The organism is Kribbella rubisoli, from assembly GCF_004217145.1.
Lineage (GTDB): Bacteria > Actinomycetota > Actinomycetes > Propionibacteriales > Kribbellaceae > Kribbella > Kribbella rubisoli.
The window spans coordinates 300,164-318,707 of sequence record NZ_SHKR01000012.1 but is presented as its reverse complement, the minus strand read 5'-3'; the positions used below and the strand labels follow the sequence as shown (position 1 = coordinate 318,707).

The following is an 18,544-nucleotide window of genomic DNA, read 5'->3' as shown; positions in this document are numbered from 1 at the left end:
TCCAATATTTCGACAGGAAACCTTACGGTATCAGGGAGGGCCCGATGGATGCCATGGAGCTTCACCCGGTGGTTGCGGGCCTGTTCACGCGGGGACGCCGTCGGACGGTCCGGGTCGCGGTCGAGCAGGAGTACGTGGTCGCCGACGCGGGCGGCGGCGTGGTCCCGATCGAGCGGGTACGGCGGGCCGCCGCGGACGCGATCGCAGCGCCGTACATCACGTTCGAACCGGGCGGCCAGCTCGAGCTGAGCCTGCCGCCGTCGCCCGACCCGGTCGGGGACCTGGAGGTGCTGACCGCGGATCTGCGGAGTCGGCTGGGCCGTGAAGGCATCGGCCTGCTGACGATCCCGGTAGATCCGCGGACAGATGTCCCGCTGCAACTGACCTCTGAGCGGTACGTCGCGATGCAGCGGCACTTCGACACGATCGGACCGGCGGGGCGGCGGATGATGCGGCGTACCGCGTCGACGCAGATCTGCCTGGACTGGTGGCCGGGCGCGGCGGGGATCGAGCAGTGGCGGGTACTGAATCTCGCCGGGCCGTTCCTGGCGACGGCGTTTGCGCGCGATGGCAGGCGGTTGAGCACTTGGCTGGAGGTCGATCCGGCTCGCACCGGCTTCGACGACCGGATGCTTCGCGGGGATGACCCGGTCGCGGCGTACACCGACTTCGCCGCGGGAGCCGCGCAGTTCGTCGATGGAGCGGCCGGGCATGTGACGACGCTGTTCCCGCCGGTTCGGCCACGCGGGAGCTACCTCGAGGTCCGCTTCCTCGACGCCCAGAACTCGGTGGGCGTCGAGCGCGCGGTCGCAGTACTCGGTGGCTTGATGTACGACGACGCGCACCGCCGAAGCGTCCTTCGCGCACTGGAGACCGAGCGGGGCAACCTGGCCGAGCACTGGCGGACTGCCGCGACCGGTCTGGCAGCTGCCCTGCAGGAGGTGGCGGCATGAGCGGCGTTCTATTTGTTACTGATCCGCTGGCCGGGTTGGTCGGGGATATCGACGCGAGTGTCGGCTTGATGAGCGCGACTCAGGGGCTGGGGTTCCAGGTTTGGTGTTGTGGGCCGGAGGAGCTTGCGGTTGTCGACGAGCGGGTGCGGGCTCGTGCTCGGCGGATTCGGCTTCGGCCGCGGCAGGCGATCGGGGGTGACCATCGGTGGATTGTCGATGCGACCTGGTGGGATGAGGTCGAGAGCGCCGTTGTCGATGTTGCGTCGCTCGACCTGGTGCATCTGCGGATCGACCCGCCGGTTGATCCGCGGTACCTGCACACGACGTACCTGCTGGATCTGGTCGAGCAGGCCGGTACGCGGGTGATCAACCGGCCGGAAGGCATCCGGGCGATGCACGAGAAGTTGATCGCGTTGCACTTCCCCGAGCTCTGTCCGCCGACCTACGTCGGTGCGGATCCCACAGAATTGCGATCGTTCGTCGCACGCGTCGGCACGGCGGTGGTCAAACCGGTCGACGGGTTCGCGGGACTCGACGTGTGGCTGGTGCACGACGACCAGGGCGCGGTCGCACTCCTGGAGTCGGCGAGCCACGGCGGGCGACGGCTGGTGATCGCCCAGCAATATCTGTCAGATGTTGCACATGGCAACAAACGGTTGTTCCTGCTCGACGGCGACATCGTCGGCGCAGTACTTCGCCGACCGGCCGTCGACGACTTCCGGATCGGACCGCCGGTCGCGCCGGCCGAACTGGACGAGGACGATCACGCGATCGTCGCCGCCCTCGGACCCGTCCTGCGGAAGCACGGCCTCGCCATCGCCGGTCTCGATGTGATCGGCGGCCGGCTGATCGAGGTCAACGTCACCTGCCCGGGCGGCATGCACAAGACCGACGCCCTGCTCGGGACCCAACTCAGTCAAACCATCGTGAGCCGTTTGTTCGAAGGAGTACTCGTATGAACCTCGACACCATCACCATCGTCTGCATCGCCCTGATGGGCATCCTGCTGTTCGTGCTCGGCGCCAACGTCAGCCGGAACCGGGCCCTCCGCGGCGCGGGCAACCAACTCCCCAGCGACCCGTCCGACAAGCTACTGATCGCAATCCGCGCGCACGGCAACGCCGCCGAGTACATCCCGACGATGATCGTGCTGCTGCTGGTCTGTTCGGTGCTGTCGGACAGCTGGGCGGTCGACGTCCTCGCGATCGCCGCCGTGTTCGTCCGGTACGTGCACGCGTTCGGAATGCTGACCTCGCGCAGTCTCGCGACCCACGGCCCGCTCCGCGATGTCGGTGCCATGGGCACCTACCTCGTCGGGATCGCGCTGGGCGTCACCGCGCTGGTGACGATCTGAACGCCGTCGGGGTGGTCCCGGTGAGCTGACGGAATACGCGAGCGAAGTGCTGACTCGAACTGAACCCGAGGCTGACGGCCAACGCGGTGATCGTGATGGCGCTGGTCTCGAGGAGTTGGCGGGCGCGCTCGATCCGGCGTTCGTTGAGGTACCGGTGGGGTGGCTGGCCGAGCTCGGTGGTGAACAGCTCGGCCAGGTACGCCGGTGCGAGCCCGGTGCGATCGCCCAACTCCCGGAGCGTCCACCGCTCGTGAAACTCCTGGTCCAGCAGACGTTTCACGGTCCGCACCGCCGGGTGCATCGCAAGCTGCGGTACGGCGGCCGGCGCGAGACACCGCGATACCGCGAGCATCAGGTGGTCGACCGCGAGCGTCAGCCCGGTGTCGGCGTACTCGTAGCGGGTGGTGACCTCGCGGACCAGTTGTGCGAAGGCGTGCGTGAGCTCACCCGCTTCCCGATGTACGACGGTCTTCGGCCAGGGCAGCGCGAGCGCGGGCTGGCGTCGTACGACGGGTTCGCGGTCGATCGCGGCGAAGTAGAAGTGGTGGTTGCCGGAACGGCCGGCCAGGTGGTGAGTGACACCGGGAGGTACGGCGAAGAGATACCCCGGGTGGAGGACGTAGCTCTCGCCACCGGCAACCCAGTGGGTGCTGCCGTGCTGCTGTAGGTAGATCTCCCAGACGGGATGCTCGTGCGGTTCGATCAGGAACTGCTCGGGCACCCATTGCTCGCCCGCATGCAGCAGACCGCTCTCCCCCGCGAATCCCTCGGCGTGGAATCCGGCGCGGAGCCCACTGGGCCGATGCAACGACACCTGAAGATTGTGTCCAGTTGCCTGAACATCGGCAACGCCGTACCGGTCGCTCGATTTCTAGATTGGTCCGCATGGAGCTACCTGGAGCAGACGACCTCGCCTTCTTCCGCGAGCACGGCTACTGGATCTCGCCGGTGATCGTGCCGTCCGAAGTACTCGATGCTGCTGAGCGTGGGATGGAGCGGTTCTACGCCGGCGACCACGACCACACGCTGCCCGATCTGCCTGCGACGCGAGGGTGGCAGCCGGCGGACGGCGACGTACTCCGGAAGAACGACTACTCGTCCTTGCGGGTTGATGAGTTGGCCGCCTTGGTACGGCACCCGGCGATCGGTGCGACGGCGGCCGCATTGTCCGATGCGGACGGGATCCGGTTGTGGCATGACCAGTTGCTCTTCAAGCCCCCGGGTGGTTCGGCGAAGGTCGGGTGGCACACGGATCGGCAGTACTGGCAGTCGTGTACGTCGGACGACATGCTCACCGCGTGGGTCGGGTTCCACGACGTGGACGAGGTGAACGGGGCGGTCGGATTCCTGCCCGGCAGCCATCGGTGGTCCGTGACCGGGCTCGACTTCTTCTCGCAGGACAACGCCGGACTGGAGGCGTCGATCGCGGCGCAGGGGTTCGACCCGACGCCCGTCGTACCGCGGATGAAGCGTGGGCAGGTCAGCTTCCATCACTGCCGGACCGTTCACGGGAGCTCGGCAAATCTGAGTACGGCGCCGCGCCGGTCGATCGCGATTCACCTGCAGCCGGCGAGCAACCGCTGGCGTCCCGGATCGGCTCATCCCAACGACACGCTCGTCCGGCAGAACCCCGACCCGGATTACACGGACCCGGCGATCCAGCCGACGCTCTGGCCACTTGATAACCGGACCACGGTCCGTTAGCTTCGTGGCATGCAAGGACTTGAGCGGATCAACGAACTCGGGCGGCAGGATCACTATCTGGCGGTGGCGATCACGCAGCGACGGTCCGGCGAACCGGCCGCCTCGGTGGTCAACGCCGGCGTACTCGACCATCCCTTGACGGGCGAGCCGATCGTGGCGTTCGTCGCGCGCGGGCACACCGCGAAGCTGACGCATCTGCGGCGGACCCCGCAGGCGACGTTGGTGTTCCGCGCGGGCTGGCAGTGGATAGGCGTCACCGGGTCGGTCGAGCTGGCCGGGCCGGACGATCCGCTGCCGGGGGTCGACGCGGAGCGCCTGCGGATGTTGCTGCGCGACATCTACGCGGCGGCCGGCGGCGTACATCCGGACCTCGACGAGTACGACCGCGAGATGGTCGCGGACCGGCGTACGGCGGTGTTGATCCGGCCGGAGCACTTCACGAACAACCCGGCCGGTGCCGACCACCAGGAGGACGCGTGAACGTCGCACCCGGGACGATCCAGGTGTGGTCGGACCTGCTGTGCCCGTTCGCGCACGTGGCGATCTACCGCCTGCGGACCGCGCGGACGAAGCTCGGACTGGACGATGCAGTGCGGCTCGATCACCACACGTTCGCGCTCGAACTGTTCAACGGGCCGCACTCGCGACCGGGCACGGACAGTGAGGCGGTCGGGCTCGGACAGCTGGCGCCGGAGATCGGGTTCCGGCTGTGGACGCAGCCGGACTGGACCTACCCGTCGACCGTGCTGCTCGCCGCCGAAGCCGTGCATGCGGCCAAAGCCCAAGGATTGCAGGCATCTGAGGACTTGGATGCCGCGCTCCGCCGGGCATTCTGGTTCGAGTCCCAGCCGATCGGCCACCGCCAGGTGATCCTCGAGATCGCCGCCGAGGTCGATTCGGTCGACGCCGCCGCCTTGGCCACTGCCCTCGACGACGGTCGGGCGCGCTCCGAGGTCATGGCCGATCACGCGGTCGCCGTCACGGACGCCGTACAGGGCAGTCCGCATCTGTTCCTTCCCGATGGCAGCGCCGTTCACAACCCCGGCATCGACGTCCACTGGGAAGGCCGCTGGGCCTCCGGCTACCCCATCGCCGAGGCCACCGACCCCAGCTGGCCGGACCGACTCCTGAACCTTGCCGCGGGCTAGGCTCGGCTCGACCACTCACCGTGATCGAAGGAGTACTGATGGCCAACGAGGATGCCTGGAGCGGGGTCGTCGTGAAGAAGTCGCGGGCGATGTTCGACGGCTCGAACCTGTACCGCAGGCTCGAGGTCCAGCTCGACGGCGGCGAGAAGCAGAACGTCAAGGTGCCCCGCGACCTGTGGAAGCAGCTCGAGGTCGGCGACCGGGTGAGCAAGGAGGCCGGCGCGGACCCGGTTCGTCGGTGAAATGATTCATTGATTGGCCGAATCCGGTCGCACTCTGGACAGTGAAATTACCCGCTGGCTACGATCGCAGGCGGTTGAAACATTTCACTCAAGGAGCTCGGGATGTATCGCTCAGGAACGAGGAGGGCCACCGTTCTGACGGTCATCGCCCTCGCCGCGGCCGGCCTCGCCGCCTGCGGCTCAGGGTCGAAGGAGCAGGCGCAGAGCGGTCCGGTGTCGCTGACCTGGTGGGGCTGGAACGCCTTCAACAACGTCCAGGCGATCAAGGACTTCGAGGCCGCGAACCCGCAGATCAAGGTCACGTACAAGCAGTACGCCTACAACGACTACGTCACCGCGCTCCGGCCGGGGCTGTCGTCCGACAAGGGCCCGGACGTGTTCCAGGTCCAGCCCGGCGACCTGACCACGAACTTCGGTCCGCTCGCGGTCCCGGTCGAGGACCGTGCCGCCAAGGATCTCGGCAAGGACTGGGCGGGCAAGTTCAACCCCGAGGGGCTCAGCCAGCTGCAGCTCGACAAGAAGCAGGTCGCGCTTCCGGCGTACATGTCAGCGGCCGGGCTCATCTACTACAACAAGAAGATCCTCGACCAGTACGGCCTCGGCGTACCGACCGACTTCGAGCAGTGGAAGAAGGTCTGCGCGACCCTCAAGACCCACAACCTGAAGTGCCTCGCGCACGGCGCCAAGGACGCGTGGGTCAACACCGACGTGTACCTGTCGCTGATCAACAGCATCGCGCCCGGCAGGGTGTACGACGCCATCCAGGGCAAGGCGTCGTGGACTGACCAGGAGTTCGTGCAGGCCATGAGCGCCTGGAAGGACCTGTTCACCAGCGGGATCATCCCGGCCGGCGCGACCGCGGCCACGGAGTACCCGGATGCGCAGACCACGTTCCTGTCGGACCAGGCGGCGTTCATTGCCCTGGGAACCTGGAACACGCCGGCGACGATGACGAAGACCGGGCAGACCGACGCGCAGAAGACCGTGACGAAGAAGATCGACGGCCTGTTCCTGTCCGCGCCGTTCCCCGCGCCGGTCACCGGCGGCGAGCCGACAAAGCCGTTCGGCGGGCCGGACAACGGATTCGCGGTCTCGGCGAAGTCGTCGAAGCAGGACGCTGCCTTCAAGTTCCTCGAGTTCCTGACCGCTGGTGACGGTCAGAAGATCCAGGCAGCGGGCGGAAACATCCCGGCGATCACCTCCGTCAAGGTCGCGACCACCGACGTCATCAACCCGACGCAGGTCGCAGACATCGAGCGCCAGCAGCATTCGCTGACCGACCTGATCGGCGCGCGGCAGATCCCGTACAGCGACCTGACCACCGCCCTCGGCGACGCCTTGTCAGCCGTGGCAGCAGGTACGACGTCACCGGAGGACGCACTGAAGAAGGTCGAGTCCGCCTCGAAATCGGTGAGCCGGTAGTGCAGGGTCACCGCCCGCTCGCGCTGTCGGACTACCTGTGGGCGCTGCCCGCGCTGATCCTCGTCGTCGGCGTGATCCACGCGGGCATCGCGGCCAACGCGTTCTACTCGTTGTTCGACTGGTCGGGCGTGGGTTCGCCGACCGACTTCGTTGGCGGAGCCAACTATTCGAAGCTGCTGCAGGATCCGGTCTTCTGGCAGTCGTTGCGCAACACGCTCGTCTTCGCGGTCGCCACGGTCGCGATCCAGCTCACCTTCGGCCTCGCGCTGGCGATCCTGGTGCGGACCAAGGTGCACCTGCGCGGCCTGCTGCGGACGCTCGTGTTCGTCCCGGTCGTGCTCGCTCCGGCGGTCGTCGCCACGTCGTACCGCATCCTGCTCACGCCGGACGGCGGGTTCAACCACCTGCTGCAGAGCCTCGGGCTGAACGGCTTCGACCAGGCGTGGCTGGCCGACCCGAAGACGGCGTTCGGCACGATCATCCTGATCAACGTCTGGCAGTACACCGGCTACAGCTTCTTGATCTACGACGCCGCGATCGGGCAGATCGATCGCGGGCTGTTCGACGCCGCCCGGATCGACGGCGCGACGACGTGGCAGCTGAACACGACGGTTGTCGCGCCGATGCTCCGCGGATCCCATCTCGTGCTGATCGTGCTCGGCTTCATCAGCTCGCTGAAGATGTTCGATCTCGTCTTCCTCACCACCGGCGGCGGTCCGGGTACGACGACGCAGGTGCTGACCGGCTACATCTACAAGCAGGTGATCGCGCAGTTCCACGCCGGGTACGGCGCCGCGCTGTCGATCGTGCTGGTGCTGATCGCGCTCGTCTTCTCGATCCTGCAGGTCCGCCTCTCGACCAGCGAAAGCCAGTAGCGACATGTTCCAGTTCCAGAGACTGCCCGGGCGGATCCTCAGCCAGCTCCTCGTGCTTGTCGCACTCGTGGTGCTCGTCGTCCCGCTCGTACTGATCGTCAAGGAATCCCTTGCCGGCGAGGGAATCAGCAACTACGGGATCGTCCTGTCGTCGACGCCGTTCCTGCGATTCTTCGCGAACAGCCTGATCGTCTCGGTGTCGACCGTCGTACTCGTCATGTTCCTCGGACTCAGTGCGTCGTACGGTTTCGCCGTACTGCGGCCGCGCGGTTCGCCGGTCGGCGCCGTCGTCATTCTGACCGGGCTCGCGCTGCCTGCGATCGCGCTCGTCGTTCCCTTGTACTACGTCGTTCAGGCGATCGGGTTGCTCGATACCTACTGGTCGGTGATCATCCCGTTGACGGTGATCTCGATACCGTTCGGAGTGCTTGTCAGCAGCAACTACATTCGCGGGCTGCCGGCCGAGCTTTATGAGGCCGGGCGGCTCGACGGGGCGAATTCGTGGCAGTTCTTCTGGCAGATCCTCGTGCCGATCTGCCGGCCGATTCTCTCCGTCGTCGCGATCTTCACGTTCCTCGCCGCGTGGAACGAGTATCTGCTGCCGCTGCTGTTCATCCAGTCGACCGATCTGCAGGTGCTGACGCAGGTTCCGACGTACTTCCAGAGTGAGCGCGCGGTCGACACCCCGAAGATCTTCGCCGCGAACATCCTGATCTCGGTGCCCGTCGTGGTGATTTTCATCGTCCTGCAGAAGACCTTCCGTACCGGTATCTCGGCCGGTGCGGTCAAATGAATCAAGGAGCCTCATCGATGGATCGACCGAAGATACTCGCGTACTACTTCCCGGATTGGCACGCCGATCCGCGGAACGCGAAGTGGTTCGGCCAGGACTGGGACGAGTGGAAACTGCTCGAGGCCGCGAAGCCACGCTTCGACGGGCACCGGCAACCACGCGTTCCTCTTGATGGGCGTTTCGACGAGGCGACCCCGGCCGCGGCAGAACATCAGATCCGCATCGCCAAGGAGTACGGCGTCGACGGCTTTCTCGTCGACTACTACTGGTACGACGACGGGCCCTATCTCCAGGGCGCCCTCGACGACGGACTGCTCGCCGCGCGGAACAGCGACGACATCACGTTCGCGCTGATGTGGGCGAACCACGAGCTGGTCAACATCTTTCCGCACGACGATCCGGCCAACGATTCTCCCCGGCGGCTCAAGAACGGTGCGATCGATCGCGCCGCCTTCGAGAAGCTCGCCAGGCACGTCATCGACACGTACTTCGCGCGCCCGAACTACCTGACCATCGACGGCCGGCCGTGGCTGACGATCTACGAGCTCGGCAACCTCATCGTCGGCCTGGGCGGCGTCGAGGAGACGGCTGACGCGCTGCTGTGGTTCGACGAGCAGACGCGCCGGGCGGGCTTCGAAGGGCTTCATCTGGACGCGGTCATCTGGGGCGTCGGCGTACTCCCGGCGGCGATCACGCTCGACAATCCCTCCGAGCTGGTGCGGAAGCTCGGTTTCCGGTCCGCGACGTCGTACGTCTGGGTCCATCACGCCGATCTCGGCCGGTTCGAGTTCCCGCGCGCCGAGATCGGCCCGCTGCGGACGGCCGCGTTCGCGGAGTACGAGCGGTACGCCGCGGAGCTCGCCGTACCGTTCTATCCGAATGTGACGGTCGGGTGGGACGCGTCGCCGCGGACCGCCCAGGATCGTGTGTTCGTCGGTGGCCGGTACCCGTGGACGACGACGTTCGATCCGTCGCCCGAGGAGTTCAGGGAGGGGCTGCTGATGGCGAAGTCGTTCCTCGAACGGCACGGTCAACCGCATCCGATCATCACCGTGAACGCGTGGAACGAGTGGACGGAGGGCTCGGCGCTGCTCCCCGACAGCCACAATGGCTACGGGTTCCTCGAGATGATCCGGGATGTATTCAGTTAGTTGGAGATGAATTTGGCGAAGAACGTCACGATCAAGGACGTCGCCGCGCTCGCGGGCGTATCGATCGGCACCGTGTCCAACTACATCAACGGCACGAAGACGGTGGCCGAGGCGACCCGCGAGCGGATCGACCGCGCGATCGAGGAGACCCGGTTCGTCCCCAACCGCGCCGTACGCACGCTGCGGGGGAACCGCACGCACACGCTCGGGCTGCTCGTCCCGGACGCGGCGAACCCTTATTTCACGGAGATCGCGCGCGGGGTCGAGGACGTCGCGCGCAGCCGCGGGTTCGTGCTCGTGTACTGCGACACGGCGGGCGATCCGGTGCGCCAGGGCGTGTACGTGCGCAACCTGGCCGAGATGCGGGCCGGCGGCCTGATCATCGCGTCGGCGACCGCGGAGCCGCCGGACCTCGGCGATCTCGAGTCCATCGGTACGCCGATCGTCGTACTCGGGCACGAAGGGATGGCGCTGACGTCGTCCGCGGTCATCGTCGACCAGCACCGCGGCGGATTCCTCGCGATGAAGCACCTGCTCGACCTGGGCCACCGGCGTGTGCTGTTCGCCGGCGGCCCGGGCGGCGATCTGGTCCTGAAGGCCCGCTACGAGGGCGCGATGCTCGCGATCGAGGCGGCCGGCGAGGACCCCGCGCTGCTGCAACGCGCCGATGCCGTCGGCCGGACGATCCGCGAACGCAGCGAGCTGGCCGACCTGATCACGGCGATGCGGCCGCGACCGACGGCGGTCCTCTGCGGCAACGACATGATCGCGATCGCGATCGTCAACAAGCTCATCCGGGACGGCTGGTCGGTCCCCGGCGATATCGCGGTCGTCGGGTACGACGACATCGGCGAGGCGCAGCTGGCCGTCGTACCGCTGACGACGATCCGCCAACCGGCCCACGACATCGGCGAATCCGCGGCGCGGCTGCTGTTCGAGACCTCTGACGACCCGTCCCGCCCACACCGCCAGATCACCTTCACACCGGAGCTGGTCGTCCGCGCGTCGACGATCCCACGGAGCTAGCTCCGACTGCTGAACAGACCGGTGTAGGTGGGGGTACCGGGGGTGGACCGCATCATTCTTGAGGAGTCTCATGCCCCCGAAACGCAAAGCTTCCCGCGCACCGCGCCGATCGAGCGCAGCGCCGGCAGCACCCGCACGGCAGCCGGAGGAGCGTCCGGTCGGCGCGGCGGAGGGCAGACTCCAGACCAGTTCGCTGCTCACCACCGCGCAGGGCGTGCGACTCCCGGACACCGATCATTCGCTGAAGGCCGGACCGCGCGGGCCGAGCCTGATGGACGACTTCCATCTGCGCGAGAAGATCACGCACTTCGACCACGAGCGGATCCCGGAGCGGGTGGTGCACGCACGCGGCGCGGCCGCTCACGGCACGTTCACGGCGTACGGGAATGCCGGCTCTGTCACCAGGGCCGGATTCCTGCAGCGTGGCCGGGAGACGCCGGTGTTCGTCCGGTTCTCGACCGTGCTCGGCTCCCGCGGCTCGGCCGACACCGTCCGCGACGTCCGCGGGTTCGCGACGAAGTTCTACACCGACGAGGGGAACTTCGACCTCGTCGGCAACAACATGCCGGTCTTCTTCATCCAGGACGGGATCAAGTTCCCCGACATCATCCACGCGGGCAAACCGCATCCGGACCGCGAGATCCCGCAGGCGCAGACCGCCCACGACACCTTCTGGGACTTCGTCTCGCTGCACACCGAGGCGACCCACCACGTGCTGTGGGCGATGTCCGACCGCGGCATCCCGCGCTCCTACCGGACAATGGAAGGTTTCGGCGTCCACACGTTCCGGCTGGTGAACGCCGAGAACGAGACGTGCCTGGTCAAGTTCCACTGGAAGCCGGTCGCCGGTGTCCACTCGCTGGTCTGGGAAGAGGCCCAGCTCGCAGCCGGCACCGATCCCGACTTCCATCGGCGGGATCTTGCCGACGGCATCGACGCCGGCGCACCGCTGGAGTTCGAGCTGGGCCTGCAGATCATGCCCGACTCCGACGACCAGACCTTCGAGGGCATCGATCTGCTGGATCCGACCAAAATCGTTCCCGAGGAGCTCTGCGAGGTCCAGCTGGTCGGCAAGCTCACTCTGGACCGCAACCCGACGAACTACTTCGCCGAGACCGAGCAGGTCGCGTTCCACACCGGCAATCTGGTGTCCGGGATCGAGGTCACCGACGATCCGCTGATGCAGGCCCGGCTGTTCTCCTACCTGGACACGCAGCTGACCCGTCTGGGCGGTCCGAACTTCACCCAGTTGCCGATCAACTGCCCGCACGCCGCGGTCAACGACAACCTCCGCGACGGCATGCACCAGACCGCAGTACACCGCGGGGTGGCGCCGTACCTGCCCAACAGCCTCGGTCAGGAAGGCGAGCCGGTGCCCGCCGAGGTCGACGAGGGCGCTTTCGTCCACGTCCCGCGTGAGGTCAGCGGTCCGAAGGTACGGGCGAACCCGGCGTCGTTCGCCGACCACTTCTCCCAAGCCGCGCTGTTCTGGGCGAGCATGACCGCGATCGAACGCGCCCACATCGTCGAAGCCTTCACCTTCGAGCTCAGCAAGTGCTACGAACAGCCGATCCGCGAACGGATGCTCGGCGTACTCGCAAACGTCGCCACGGATCTGTGTACGGCGGTTGCGGCGGGACTCGGACTGCCCGCGCCGAGCGGCACTCCGGCAACCGACCCGGTGCCTTCGCCCGCGCTGTCCCAGATTGTCGAGACACCCGGCCCGATCGCCGGCCGGGTGATCGGAGTGATCGCGGACGACGGCGCCGACCTCGCCGGCATCACCAAGCTGCGTCGCGCTGTCGAGGCCAAGGGCGCCGTACTGCGGCTGGTCGCGCCGTCCGGCGGCACGATCAAACGCGGCCGTTCGAGCCAGCCTGTCGAGCGCACGTTCCTCACCACGCGATCGATCGAGTACGACGCCGTGGTCGTTGCCGCTGGCAACCCGACGCTGACGGACCCCAGGCTGACCGTTCTGCTCGGCGAACTGTTCCGGCACTGCAAGGTGATCGCCGCCTGGGGCGACGGCGTCGACGTACTCACGGCAGCCGGCATCGACACCACCGCACCCGGCATCGTCCTCGGCGACACCATCGCCAAGCCCTACACCACCGAGCTCGTCGCCGCCGTCGGCCTCCACCGAGCCTGGGACCGCTCCGGGCCGACGAGCAGATAGCCGCACGTTCGACCCTTGAGGGCCCGGTGGTGATAGAACCAACTGTCATGGAGACGGTTGAGTTGACCAGAGCCGGGGTGACCGTGTCGCGGGTCGTGCTGGGGCTGATGCGGATCAAGAACCTCAGCGACGCTGAGATCCGCGAGCTGGTCGGGACGGCGCGCGACGCCGGCGTGACGATGTTCGACCACGCCGACATCTACGGCGGCTCACACGGCTGCGAGCAGCGGTACGGCGACGCGCAGGCCGTGCCCGAATCCGAGCGCGACCAGGTCACGATCCAGTCCAAGGTCGGCATCCGCTCCGGGTACTTCGACTTCTCCCGTGAGCACATCATCTCGAGCGTCGAGCAGTCGCTGACCGCGCTCCGGACCGACCACCTGGACATTCTGCTGCTGCACCGCCCGGACACCCTGATGGAGCCCGACGAGGTCGCCGAGGCCTTCGACGAGCTGCACTCGGCCGGCAAGGTCGCGGCGTTCGGCGTCTCGAACCACACTCCCGGCCAGATCGAGCTGCTCGCCCGGTCCGTACGTCAGCCGCTGGTCGCCAACCAGCTGCAGTTCAGCATCGCGAACGCCGCCCTGGTCGCGCAGGGCCTGGCCGCCAACATCATGGGCCTCGACCAGTCCGCTGACCGCGACCTCGGCATCCTCGACTACAGCCGCCTCAACAACATGACGATCCAGACCTGGGGCTCCGTGCAGAAGCCCCCACCCGGAGGCGTCTTCATCGGCGACCGCGAAAACTACGGCCCGCTGAACGAGGCCCTGGACGAACTAGCGGCCGCATACAACGTGACTCCGGACGCGATCGCGATCGCCTGGATCGCCCGCCACCCCGCGAACATGCAGATCGTCATCGGCACGACCAACCCGCGCAGAGTCCAAGACTCCGCCACCGGCGCAGCAATCCGCCTCACCCGCGAAGAGTGGTACCACCTCTTCACCGCCGCGGGCCACACCCTCCCGTAGCGAGCAGCAGCCGTACGCCGCGACTCAGCTGCGGTCCAGGGCCTTCCGGCGATTCGTTGCTGTTGGCAACTGGCCCCGTGATGCTGACCGACACGGCCGATCTCCCGATTTCGTTGAGTTGTGCTGGAACGGTTGCTGTTCAGACGGCTTGGAGGGCGGCGTCGAGGGCTCGGTTCAGGTCGGCCGGATCACTGCCGGTCTTGGCCAGGACGCTGCTGCCGATCACCGCGGCCAGCAACGAACCGGCCGAAACGCCGGCTGGGCGGCGGGAGGTGATCTCCCCGTCGGCCTGCCCGCGTTCGATCGCGGACCGGAACGCGTCCTCGATCTGGCCGAACAACTCCTTGGCAACCGCGGCGACGCCCTCGTCGGCGCTGCCGAGCTCGGCGACGGAGTTCACGATCAGGCAGCCGAACCGATGATCGCCGATGCCTGCCAGCGTCCGCATCGCCTCGCGCAGTCTTGGCAGCACCGGGCCCGGACCCTCGAGCCCCTCGGTCAGCGCGGCGACGCGCTTCGCGCTGTAGCGGCGCAGCGAGAGCTCGAACAGGTGGTGCTTGCTCTTGAACGTGTTGTAGAGGCTGCCTTTGCCGATGCCGAGTTCGTCGACGAGGTTCTGCGGGGTGGTCGCCGCGAACCCCTGCCGCCAGAACACCTCCACCGCCTTGTCGACGACGGCCTCGGCCTCGAACTTCATCGGTCTACCCATCGCCACACCGCCACGATAGAGACTTGTGTACCCTGAAGTCAATAAGTCGACCGGCAGGGGGTGGCCGGGCGATGTCGTTGATCAGTTCGCAGGTCGCCGTGGCCGGTGGGCGGCACGCGTGAGATGGATCTTTAGCCGAGGCCCTTCAACAGCTGCCTCGCCATGACGATGCGCTGGACCTGGTTGGTGCCTTCGTAGATCTGGGTGATCTTGGCGTCGCGCATCATGCGTTCTACCGGGTAGTCGTGGGTGTAGCCGTAGCCGCCGAGGAGTTGTACGGCGTCGGTGGTTACCGCCATCGCCACGTCGGACGCGAAGCACTTGGCCGCGGCGCCGAAGTACGTGAGGTCGGCGTCGCCGCGCTCCGAGCGCGCGGCTGCGGCGTACGTGAGCTGTCGGGCCGCCTCGATCTTCATGCCCATGTCGGCGAGCATGAACTGCAGGCCCTGGAACTCAGCGATCGCCTTGCCGAACTGCTTGCGCTCCTTGACGTACCCGAGCGCGTAGTCCAAAGCACCTTGAGCGATCCCGAGCGCCTGCGCGGCGATCGTCACCCGCGTGTGGTCCAGCGTCGCCATCGCGGTCGAGAACCCGGTGCCTTCCGAACCGATCAGACGCGAGGAAGGGATCCGCACGTTGTCGAAGTACACCTCGCGCGTCGGCGAGCCCTTGATGCCGAGCTTCTTCTCCGGCGCACCGAAGGAAACACCCTCATCAGACTTCTCGACCACGAACGCCGAGATCCCCCGCGACCGCGCGTCAGGATCCGTCACCGCGAACACCGTGTAGTAGTCCGACACCCCGGCGTTCGTGATCCACCGCTTCACGCCGTTCAGCACGTACGAGTCCCCGTCGAGCACGGCCTTGGTCTTCATCGAGGCCGCGTCCGATCCCGCCTCGGGCTCCGACAGGCAGTACGAGAACATCGCGTCACCCGCCGCAACGGGCGGCAGGTAGCGCTGCTTGACCTCGTCCGAGGCGGACAGCAGCAGCGGCAGCGAGCCGAGCTTGTTCACGGCCGGGATCAGCGAGGTCGACGCGCAGGCGCGGGCGACCTCCTCGATCACGATCACCGTCGCGAGCGCGTCCGCGCCGGCGCCGCCGTACTGTTCCGGGATGTGCGGCGCGTGGAAGTCCGAGGCCTTCAGCGCGTCGTACGACGCCTTCGGGAACTCGGCCAGCTCATCCACGTCCCCGGCGTGCGGGGCGACCTTGGCGTCGCAGACGTCCCGGACGGCTTCCCGGATCGCCTGGTGCTCCTCCGACAGCGCGTACAGCTCGAATGAGTTACTCACGAGTCACACAGTACGACGAACAACCCGCCCGAGCAGGGCGTCGTACCCCGAAAGTGAGCAAGAGCGCACTCCACAGACATGAGCCGGTCACCGTCTGATAACCACGATGGGTAGAGTCCCCGACATGAGTGAAGCGACCTCCCGCCCCCTGCGGATCGCCGTCATCGGCACGAACTACCTCGGCGCGAACACCGCCGCCGGGATGGCCGAGTTCGGTTTCGACGTCATCGGGGTCGAGATCGACGAGCACCGGCTGAAGCTGCTGAACGACGGCAAGGCCCCGCTGTACGAACCCGGGCTGGACCCGCTGCTGAAGAAGCACGTCGACTCCGGCCGGCTGCGGTTCACCAAGGATTACCGCGAGATCGGCGACTGGGCGGACGTCTACTTCATCTGCGTCGGCACGCCGCAGCTCGAGGGCAGCGAGGCGGCCGACCTGGCCCAGGTGCACTCGGTCGTCACCATGCTCGCCCCGCTGCTGACCAAGCCGACCCTGGTCGTCGGCCGCTCCACGGTCCCGGTCGGTACGTCGAAGATCGTCGAGGCCCGCTTCCACGCCGAGGCTCCGGCCGGCGCCGGCGTCGAGATCGCCTGGCAGCCCGAGTTCCTCCGCGAGGCGCACGGCGTCGACGACACGCTGCACCCGGACCGGCTGGTGTTCGGCGTACAGTCCGCCGCTGCCGAGACCCGCCTGCGCGAGGTGTTCGCCACCCCGATCGGCGAGGGTACGCCGGTTGTCGTGTGCAACCTCCCGACCGCGGAGCTGGTGAAGGGCGGCGCGAACGCCTTCCTGGCCACGAAGATCTCGTTCATCAACGCGCTCGCCGAGATGGCCGACGCGACCGGCGCCGACGTGACGCTGCTGGCCGACGCGCTCGGGTACGACAAGCGGATCGGCCGCGGCATGCTGAACGCCGGCCCGGGGTACGGCGGGGGCTGCCTGCCGAAGGACCTGCGCGCGTTCATGCACCGCGCCGGCGAACTCGGCGTCGAAGAGGTCATCACGTTCCTGCGTGAGGTCGACGACATCAACCAGCACCGCCGCGCCGGGATCGTGGACCTGACCCACGAGATGCTCCGCGGCGAATGGGTCGGCAAGAACGTCACCGTCCTCGGCGCCGCGTTCAAGGCCGGGACGGACGACGTCCGCGACTCGCCCGCGCTCGACGTGGCCGGCCGGATCCAGCTGCACGGCGCGAACGTGACCGTCTACGACCCGGAGGCGATGGAGAACGCCCGCCGCGTCCGCCCGACGCTGCGCTACGCCCCGACCGCCGTCGAGGCCTGCCGCGACGCCCACGCCGTACTGCACCTCACCGAGTGGCCCGAGTTCCGCGAACTCGACCCGGCCGCACTGCGGGGGCTCGTTACCCACCCGGTCGTCATCGACGCCCGCCTGAACCTGAACGCCGAAGCCTGGCGCGCCGCCGGCTGGACCTACCGAGCGCCCGGGAAGCCCTAGACGACGGTTGCAGCCCGCAGGACGGGGCGCGTCAGCACGACGCAACCGGTGAGTGCCGCGGCCACCGAGATCCCGAGGCACACACCGGTGATGCCCACCCCGTCCAGGTCGGCGAGAGCGCCGAGCACCGGGTTCATGATCACCAGCGCGAGACTCTGGGCGAGTACGACGATGGACTGCAGCCGGGACTGGAACTCGCGCTCCACCGAGTTCATCAGCAACGGCAGCACGTGACCCGTGAACGTGCCGACCCCGATCCCGCTCAGCATCCCGGCGGCAAAGGCAAGCGGCAGCGGATCGAACACCGAGAGCCCGAACAACCCGGCCGCCGCCACGAGTAGACCGAGCGCGGCGAAGATGCCGGGACGGGGAAATGCCCCCCGCATGAGGATGCGCAGGGCAATCACTCCCACTCCGAGGCTCCGGCTCGCAACCAGCAGACCGGCAGTTGCGGCGTTCCATCCATGGGAGCGGGCCAGCAGCGGAAACAGCAACGCGTCGAGCGGCATCAGCAGACCGGCCGCGACGGTCATCGTCAGGAGCAATGCCCGCGTCAGCGGCCGTCCGAAGGCGACCTGAATACCGGCTGCGATCGAGCGCAGCATGCCCGACGGCATTCTGCCGGGAGGCGCGATCGTCTTCCGCAGCAGAATCAGCACGATGATCATGACGCCGAACGTCAGGGCGTCGAATCCGCCTGCTGCGGTCAGGCCCGCCCAGCTCACCAGGACGCCGCCGACCGCGGTGCCGCTGACGGCGAAGATGACGCCGGTTACCTGGAAGCTGGCCAGGGCTCGGGGGACCTGTTCCGGGGGGACGAGGAGGCGGGGCATGGCGCGGGAGGACGGGAGGAAGAACGCGTCGATGACTCCGACCACGAGGGCGAGGACGACCAGCAGCCAGATCGGTTCGTCGAAGGCGAGGGTGGCGGGTACGAGGGCCAGCGTGACCAGGAACATCGCGATGCAGCTGACGAGCAGCACGCGGGGTGCGCCGTACCGGTCTCCGATCGCGCCGCCGATCAGGAGGAGTGCGGCGCGCGGGGCGGCGGCCAGGAGCAGGATGAGACCGGCGACACGGCCGCCGTGCTGGCTGGCCGACCATCCGATGGCAAACGTCATCGTCAGGTCGCCGAGCAGAGACACGGCAGCGCCGAACAACCAGATCCAATAACGGACCGGTATGCGCTGTGTGTCCGAATCAGTGGGCGGAGTCACGATCGACGACCTTAGACGACAACCAATGGGATCTCACGACTAC

General features: G+C 67.4%; 19 protein-coding genes. 15 read left to right on the top strand and 4 right to left on the bottom strand.

The features are described from left to right. Positions 1-44: 44 nt before the first annotated feature. From EV645_RS15695 to EV645_RS15685, 3 genes are read left to right on the top strand one after another with little or no spacing between them, the layout of a single operon-like run. Positions 45-953: a glutamate-cysteine ligase family protein gene (locus EV645_RS15695; RefSeq protein WP_130444371.1), complete on the top strand. Its 909-nt coding sequence runs from the start codon at positions 45-47 to the stop codon at positions 951-953. Continuing rightward, the gene (locus EV645_RS15690; RefSeq protein WP_130444369.1) at positions 950-1,912 is read left to right on the top strand and encodes an ATP-grasp domain-containing protein; all 963 of its coding nucleotides are present in this window, start codon (positions 950-952) and stop codon (positions 1,910-1,912) included. The genes EV645_RS15695 and EV645_RS15690 overlap by 4 nt, the downstream gene beginning before the upstream one ends. Beyond that, positions 1,909-2,307, top strand: coding sequence for an MAPEG family protein (locus tag EV645_RS15685; protein WP_130444367.1), 399 nt, complete (start codon positions 1,909-1,911; stop codon positions 2,305-2,307). Before EV645_RS15690 ends, EV645_RS15685 begins: the two co-directional genes overlap by 4 nt. Here EV645_RS15685 and EV645_RS15680 read toward each other — a convergent pair. Beyond that, entirely contained in the window at positions 2,285-3,121 is an 837-nt protein-coding gene (locus EV645_RS15680; RefSeq protein WP_130444365.1) for a helix-turn-helix transcriptional regulator, read from the bottom strand. The genes EV645_RS15685 and EV645_RS15680 overlap by 23 nt on opposite strands. 71 nt (positions 3,122-3,192) lie before the next feature. Here EV645_RS15680 and EV645_RS15675 point away from each other — a divergent pair, with 71 nt between their 5' ends. From EV645_RS15675 to EV645_RS15625, 11 genes are all read left to right on the top strand, one after another. Further along, a complete protein-coding gene (locus EV645_RS15675) occupies positions 3,193-4,011 on the top strand; it encodes a phytanoyl-CoA dioxygenase family protein (RefSeq protein ID WP_130444363.1) in 819 nt (272 codons plus the stop codon). A gap of 9 nt (positions 4,012-4,020) precedes the next feature. Beyond that, on the top strand, positions 4,021-4,491 hold the full coding sequence (locus EV645_RS15670) for a pyridoxamine 5'-phosphate oxidase family protein (protein WP_130444361.1): 471 nt from the start codon (positions 4,021-4,023) through the stop codon (positions 4,489-4,491). Further along, the gene (locus tag EV645_RS15665) at positions 4,488-5,159 is read left to right on the top strand and encodes a DsbA family oxidoreductase (protein ID WP_130444359.1); all 672 of its coding nucleotides are present in this window, start codon (positions 4,488-4,490) and stop codon (positions 5,157-5,159) included. The genes EV645_RS15670 and EV645_RS15665 overlap by 4 nt, the downstream gene beginning before the upstream one ends. A gap of 38 nt (positions 5,160-5,197) precedes the next feature. Then, positions 5,198-5,401, top strand: a complete 204-nt coding sequence (locus tag EV645_RS15660; RefSeq protein ID WP_130444357.1) for a DUF7489 domain-containing protein — start codon at positions 5,198-5,200, stop codon at positions 5,399-5,401. Between the two features lie 102 nt (positions 5,402-5,503). Further along, positions 5,504-6,823, top strand: coding sequence for an ABC transporter substrate-binding protein (locus EV645_RS15655; protein WP_130444355.1), 1,320 nt, complete (start codon positions 5,504-5,506; stop codon positions 6,821-6,823). Beyond that, on the top strand, positions 6,823-7,698 hold the full coding sequence (locus tag EV645_RS15650) for a carbohydrate ABC transporter permease (protein WP_157997075.1): 876 nt from the start codon (positions 6,823-6,825) through the stop codon (positions 7,696-7,698). The genes EV645_RS15655 and EV645_RS15650 overlap by 1 nt, the downstream gene beginning before the upstream one ends. A 4-nt stretch (positions 7,699-7,702) precedes the next feature. Further along, positions 7,703-8,491 carry a carbohydrate ABC transporter permease gene (locus tag EV645_RS15645; RefSeq protein ID WP_130444351.1) on the top strand — a complete coding sequence of 263 codons (789 nt, stop codon included), beginning with the start codon at positions 7,703-7,705 and terminating at the stop codon, positions 8,489-8,491. Between the two features lie 17 nt (positions 8,492-8,508). Continuing rightward, positions 8,509-9,642, top strand: a complete 1,134-nt coding sequence (locus EV645_RS15640; RefSeq protein ID WP_157997074.1) for a glycoside hydrolase family 99-like domain-containing protein — start codon at positions 8,509-8,511, stop codon at positions 9,640-9,642. A gap of 6 nt (positions 9,643-9,648) precedes the next feature. Next, positions 9,649-10,668, top strand: coding sequence for a LacI family DNA-binding transcriptional regulator (locus EV645_RS15635; protein WP_242000529.1), 1,020 nt, complete (start codon positions 9,649-9,651; stop codon positions 10,666-10,668). A gap of 70 nt (positions 10,669-10,738) precedes the next feature. After that, entirely contained in the window at positions 10,739-12,844 is a 2,106-nt protein-coding gene (locus EV645_RS15630; RefSeq protein ID WP_130444345.1) for a catalase, read from the top strand. Positions 12,845-12,891: 47 nt separating this feature from the next. Further along, positions 12,892-13,818 carry an aldo/keto reductase gene (locus EV645_RS15625; RefSeq protein WP_130444343.1) on the top strand — a complete coding sequence of 309 codons (927 nt, stop codon included), beginning with the start codon at positions 12,892-12,894 and terminating at the stop codon, positions 13,816-13,818. A 139-nt stretch (positions 13,819-13,957) separates the two neighbouring features. On the opposite strand, the gene EV645_RS15620 is transcribed toward EV645_RS15625, so the two are convergent. Continuing rightward, the gene (locus EV645_RS15620) at positions 13,958-14,527 is read right to left on the bottom strand and encodes a TetR/AcrR family transcriptional regulator (protein ID WP_130445415.1); all 570 of its coding nucleotides are present in this window, start codon (positions 14,525-14,527) and stop codon (positions 13,958-13,960) included. A 131-nt stretch (positions 14,528-14,658) separates the two neighbouring features. Beyond that, positions 14,659-15,822 carry an acyl-CoA dehydrogenase family protein gene (locus EV645_RS15615; protein ID WP_130444341.1) on the bottom strand — a complete coding sequence of 388 codons (1,164 nt, stop codon included), beginning with the start codon at positions 15,820-15,822 and terminating at the stop codon, positions 14,659-14,661. 124 nt (positions 15,823-15,946) lie between these two features. Here EV645_RS15615 and EV645_RS15610 point away from each other — a divergent pair, with 124 nt between their 5' ends. Beyond that, entirely contained in the window at positions 15,947-17,284 is a 1,338-nt protein-coding gene (locus EV645_RS15610) for a UDP-glucose dehydrogenase family protein (RefSeq protein ID WP_198681646.1), read from the top strand. Here EV645_RS15610 and EV645_RS15605 read toward each other — a convergent pair. Next, positions 17,281-18,501 (bottom strand): MFS transporter, encoded by a 1,221-nt coding sequence (locus EV645_RS15605; RefSeq protein ID WP_130444339.1) that lies wholly within the window; start codon positions 18,499-18,501, stop codon positions 17,281-17,283. The genes EV645_RS15610 and EV645_RS15605 overlap by 4 nt on opposite strands. Between the last annotated feature and the right edge of the window lie 43 nt (positions 18,502-18,544).

Bases quoted from the DNA above. Each gene is read 5' to 3' on its own strand.
- EV645_RS15685 (WP_130444367.1), top strand. From the start codon at position 1,909: ATGAACCTCGACACCATCACCATCGTCTGCATCGCCCTGATGGGCATC.
- EV645_RS15620 (WP_130445415.1), bottom strand. From the start codon at position 14,527: ATGGGTAGACCGATGAAGTTCGAGGCCGAGGCCGTCGTCGACAAGGCG.
- EV645_RS15625 (WP_130444343.1), top strand. From the start codon at position 12,892: ATGGAGACGGTTGAGTTGACCAGAGCCGGGGTGACCGTGTCGCGGGTC.
- EV645_RS15670 (WP_130444361.1), top strand. From the start codon at position 4,021: ATGCAAGGACTTGAGCGGATCAACGAACTCGGGCGGCAGGATCACTAT.
- EV645_RS15635 (WP_242000529.1), top strand. From the start codon at position 9,649: ATGAATTTGGCGAAGAACGTCACGATCAAGGACGTCGCCGCGCTCGCG.
- EV645_RS15640 (WP_157997074.1), top strand. From the start codon at position 8,509: ATGGATCGACCGAAGATACTCGCGTACTACTTCCCGGATTGGCACGCC.
- EV645_RS15675 (WP_130444363.1), top strand. From the start codon at position 3,193: ATGGAGCTACCTGGAGCAGACGACCTCGCCTTCTTCCGCGAGCACGGC.
- EV645_RS15660 (WP_130444357.1), top strand. From the start codon at position 5,198: ATGGCCAACGAGGATGCCTGGAGCGGGGTCGTCGTGAAGAAGTCGCGG.
- EV645_RS15655 (WP_130444355.1), top strand. From the start codon at position 5,504: ATGTATCGCTCAGGAACGAGGAGGGCCACCGTTCTGACGGTCATCGCC.
- EV645_RS15695 (WP_130444371.1), top strand. From the start codon at position 45: ATGGATGCCATGGAGCTTCACCCGGTGGTTGCGGGCCTGTTCACGCGG.
- EV645_RS15610 (WP_198681646.1), top strand. From the start codon at position 15,947: ATGAGTGAAGCGACCTCCCGCCCCCTGCGGATCGCCGTCATCGGCACG.
- EV645_RS15690 (WP_130444369.1), top strand. From the start codon at position 950: ATGAGCGGCGTTCTATTTGTTACTGATCCGCTGGCCGGGTTGGTCGGG.
- EV645_RS15630 (WP_130444345.1), top strand. From the start codon at position 10,739: ATGCCCCCGAAACGCAAAGCTTCCCGCGCACCGCGCCGATCGAGCGCA.
- EV645_RS15645 (WP_130444351.1), top strand. From the start codon at position 7,703: ATGTTCCAGTTCCAGAGACTGCCCGGGCGGATCCTCAGCCAGCTCCTC.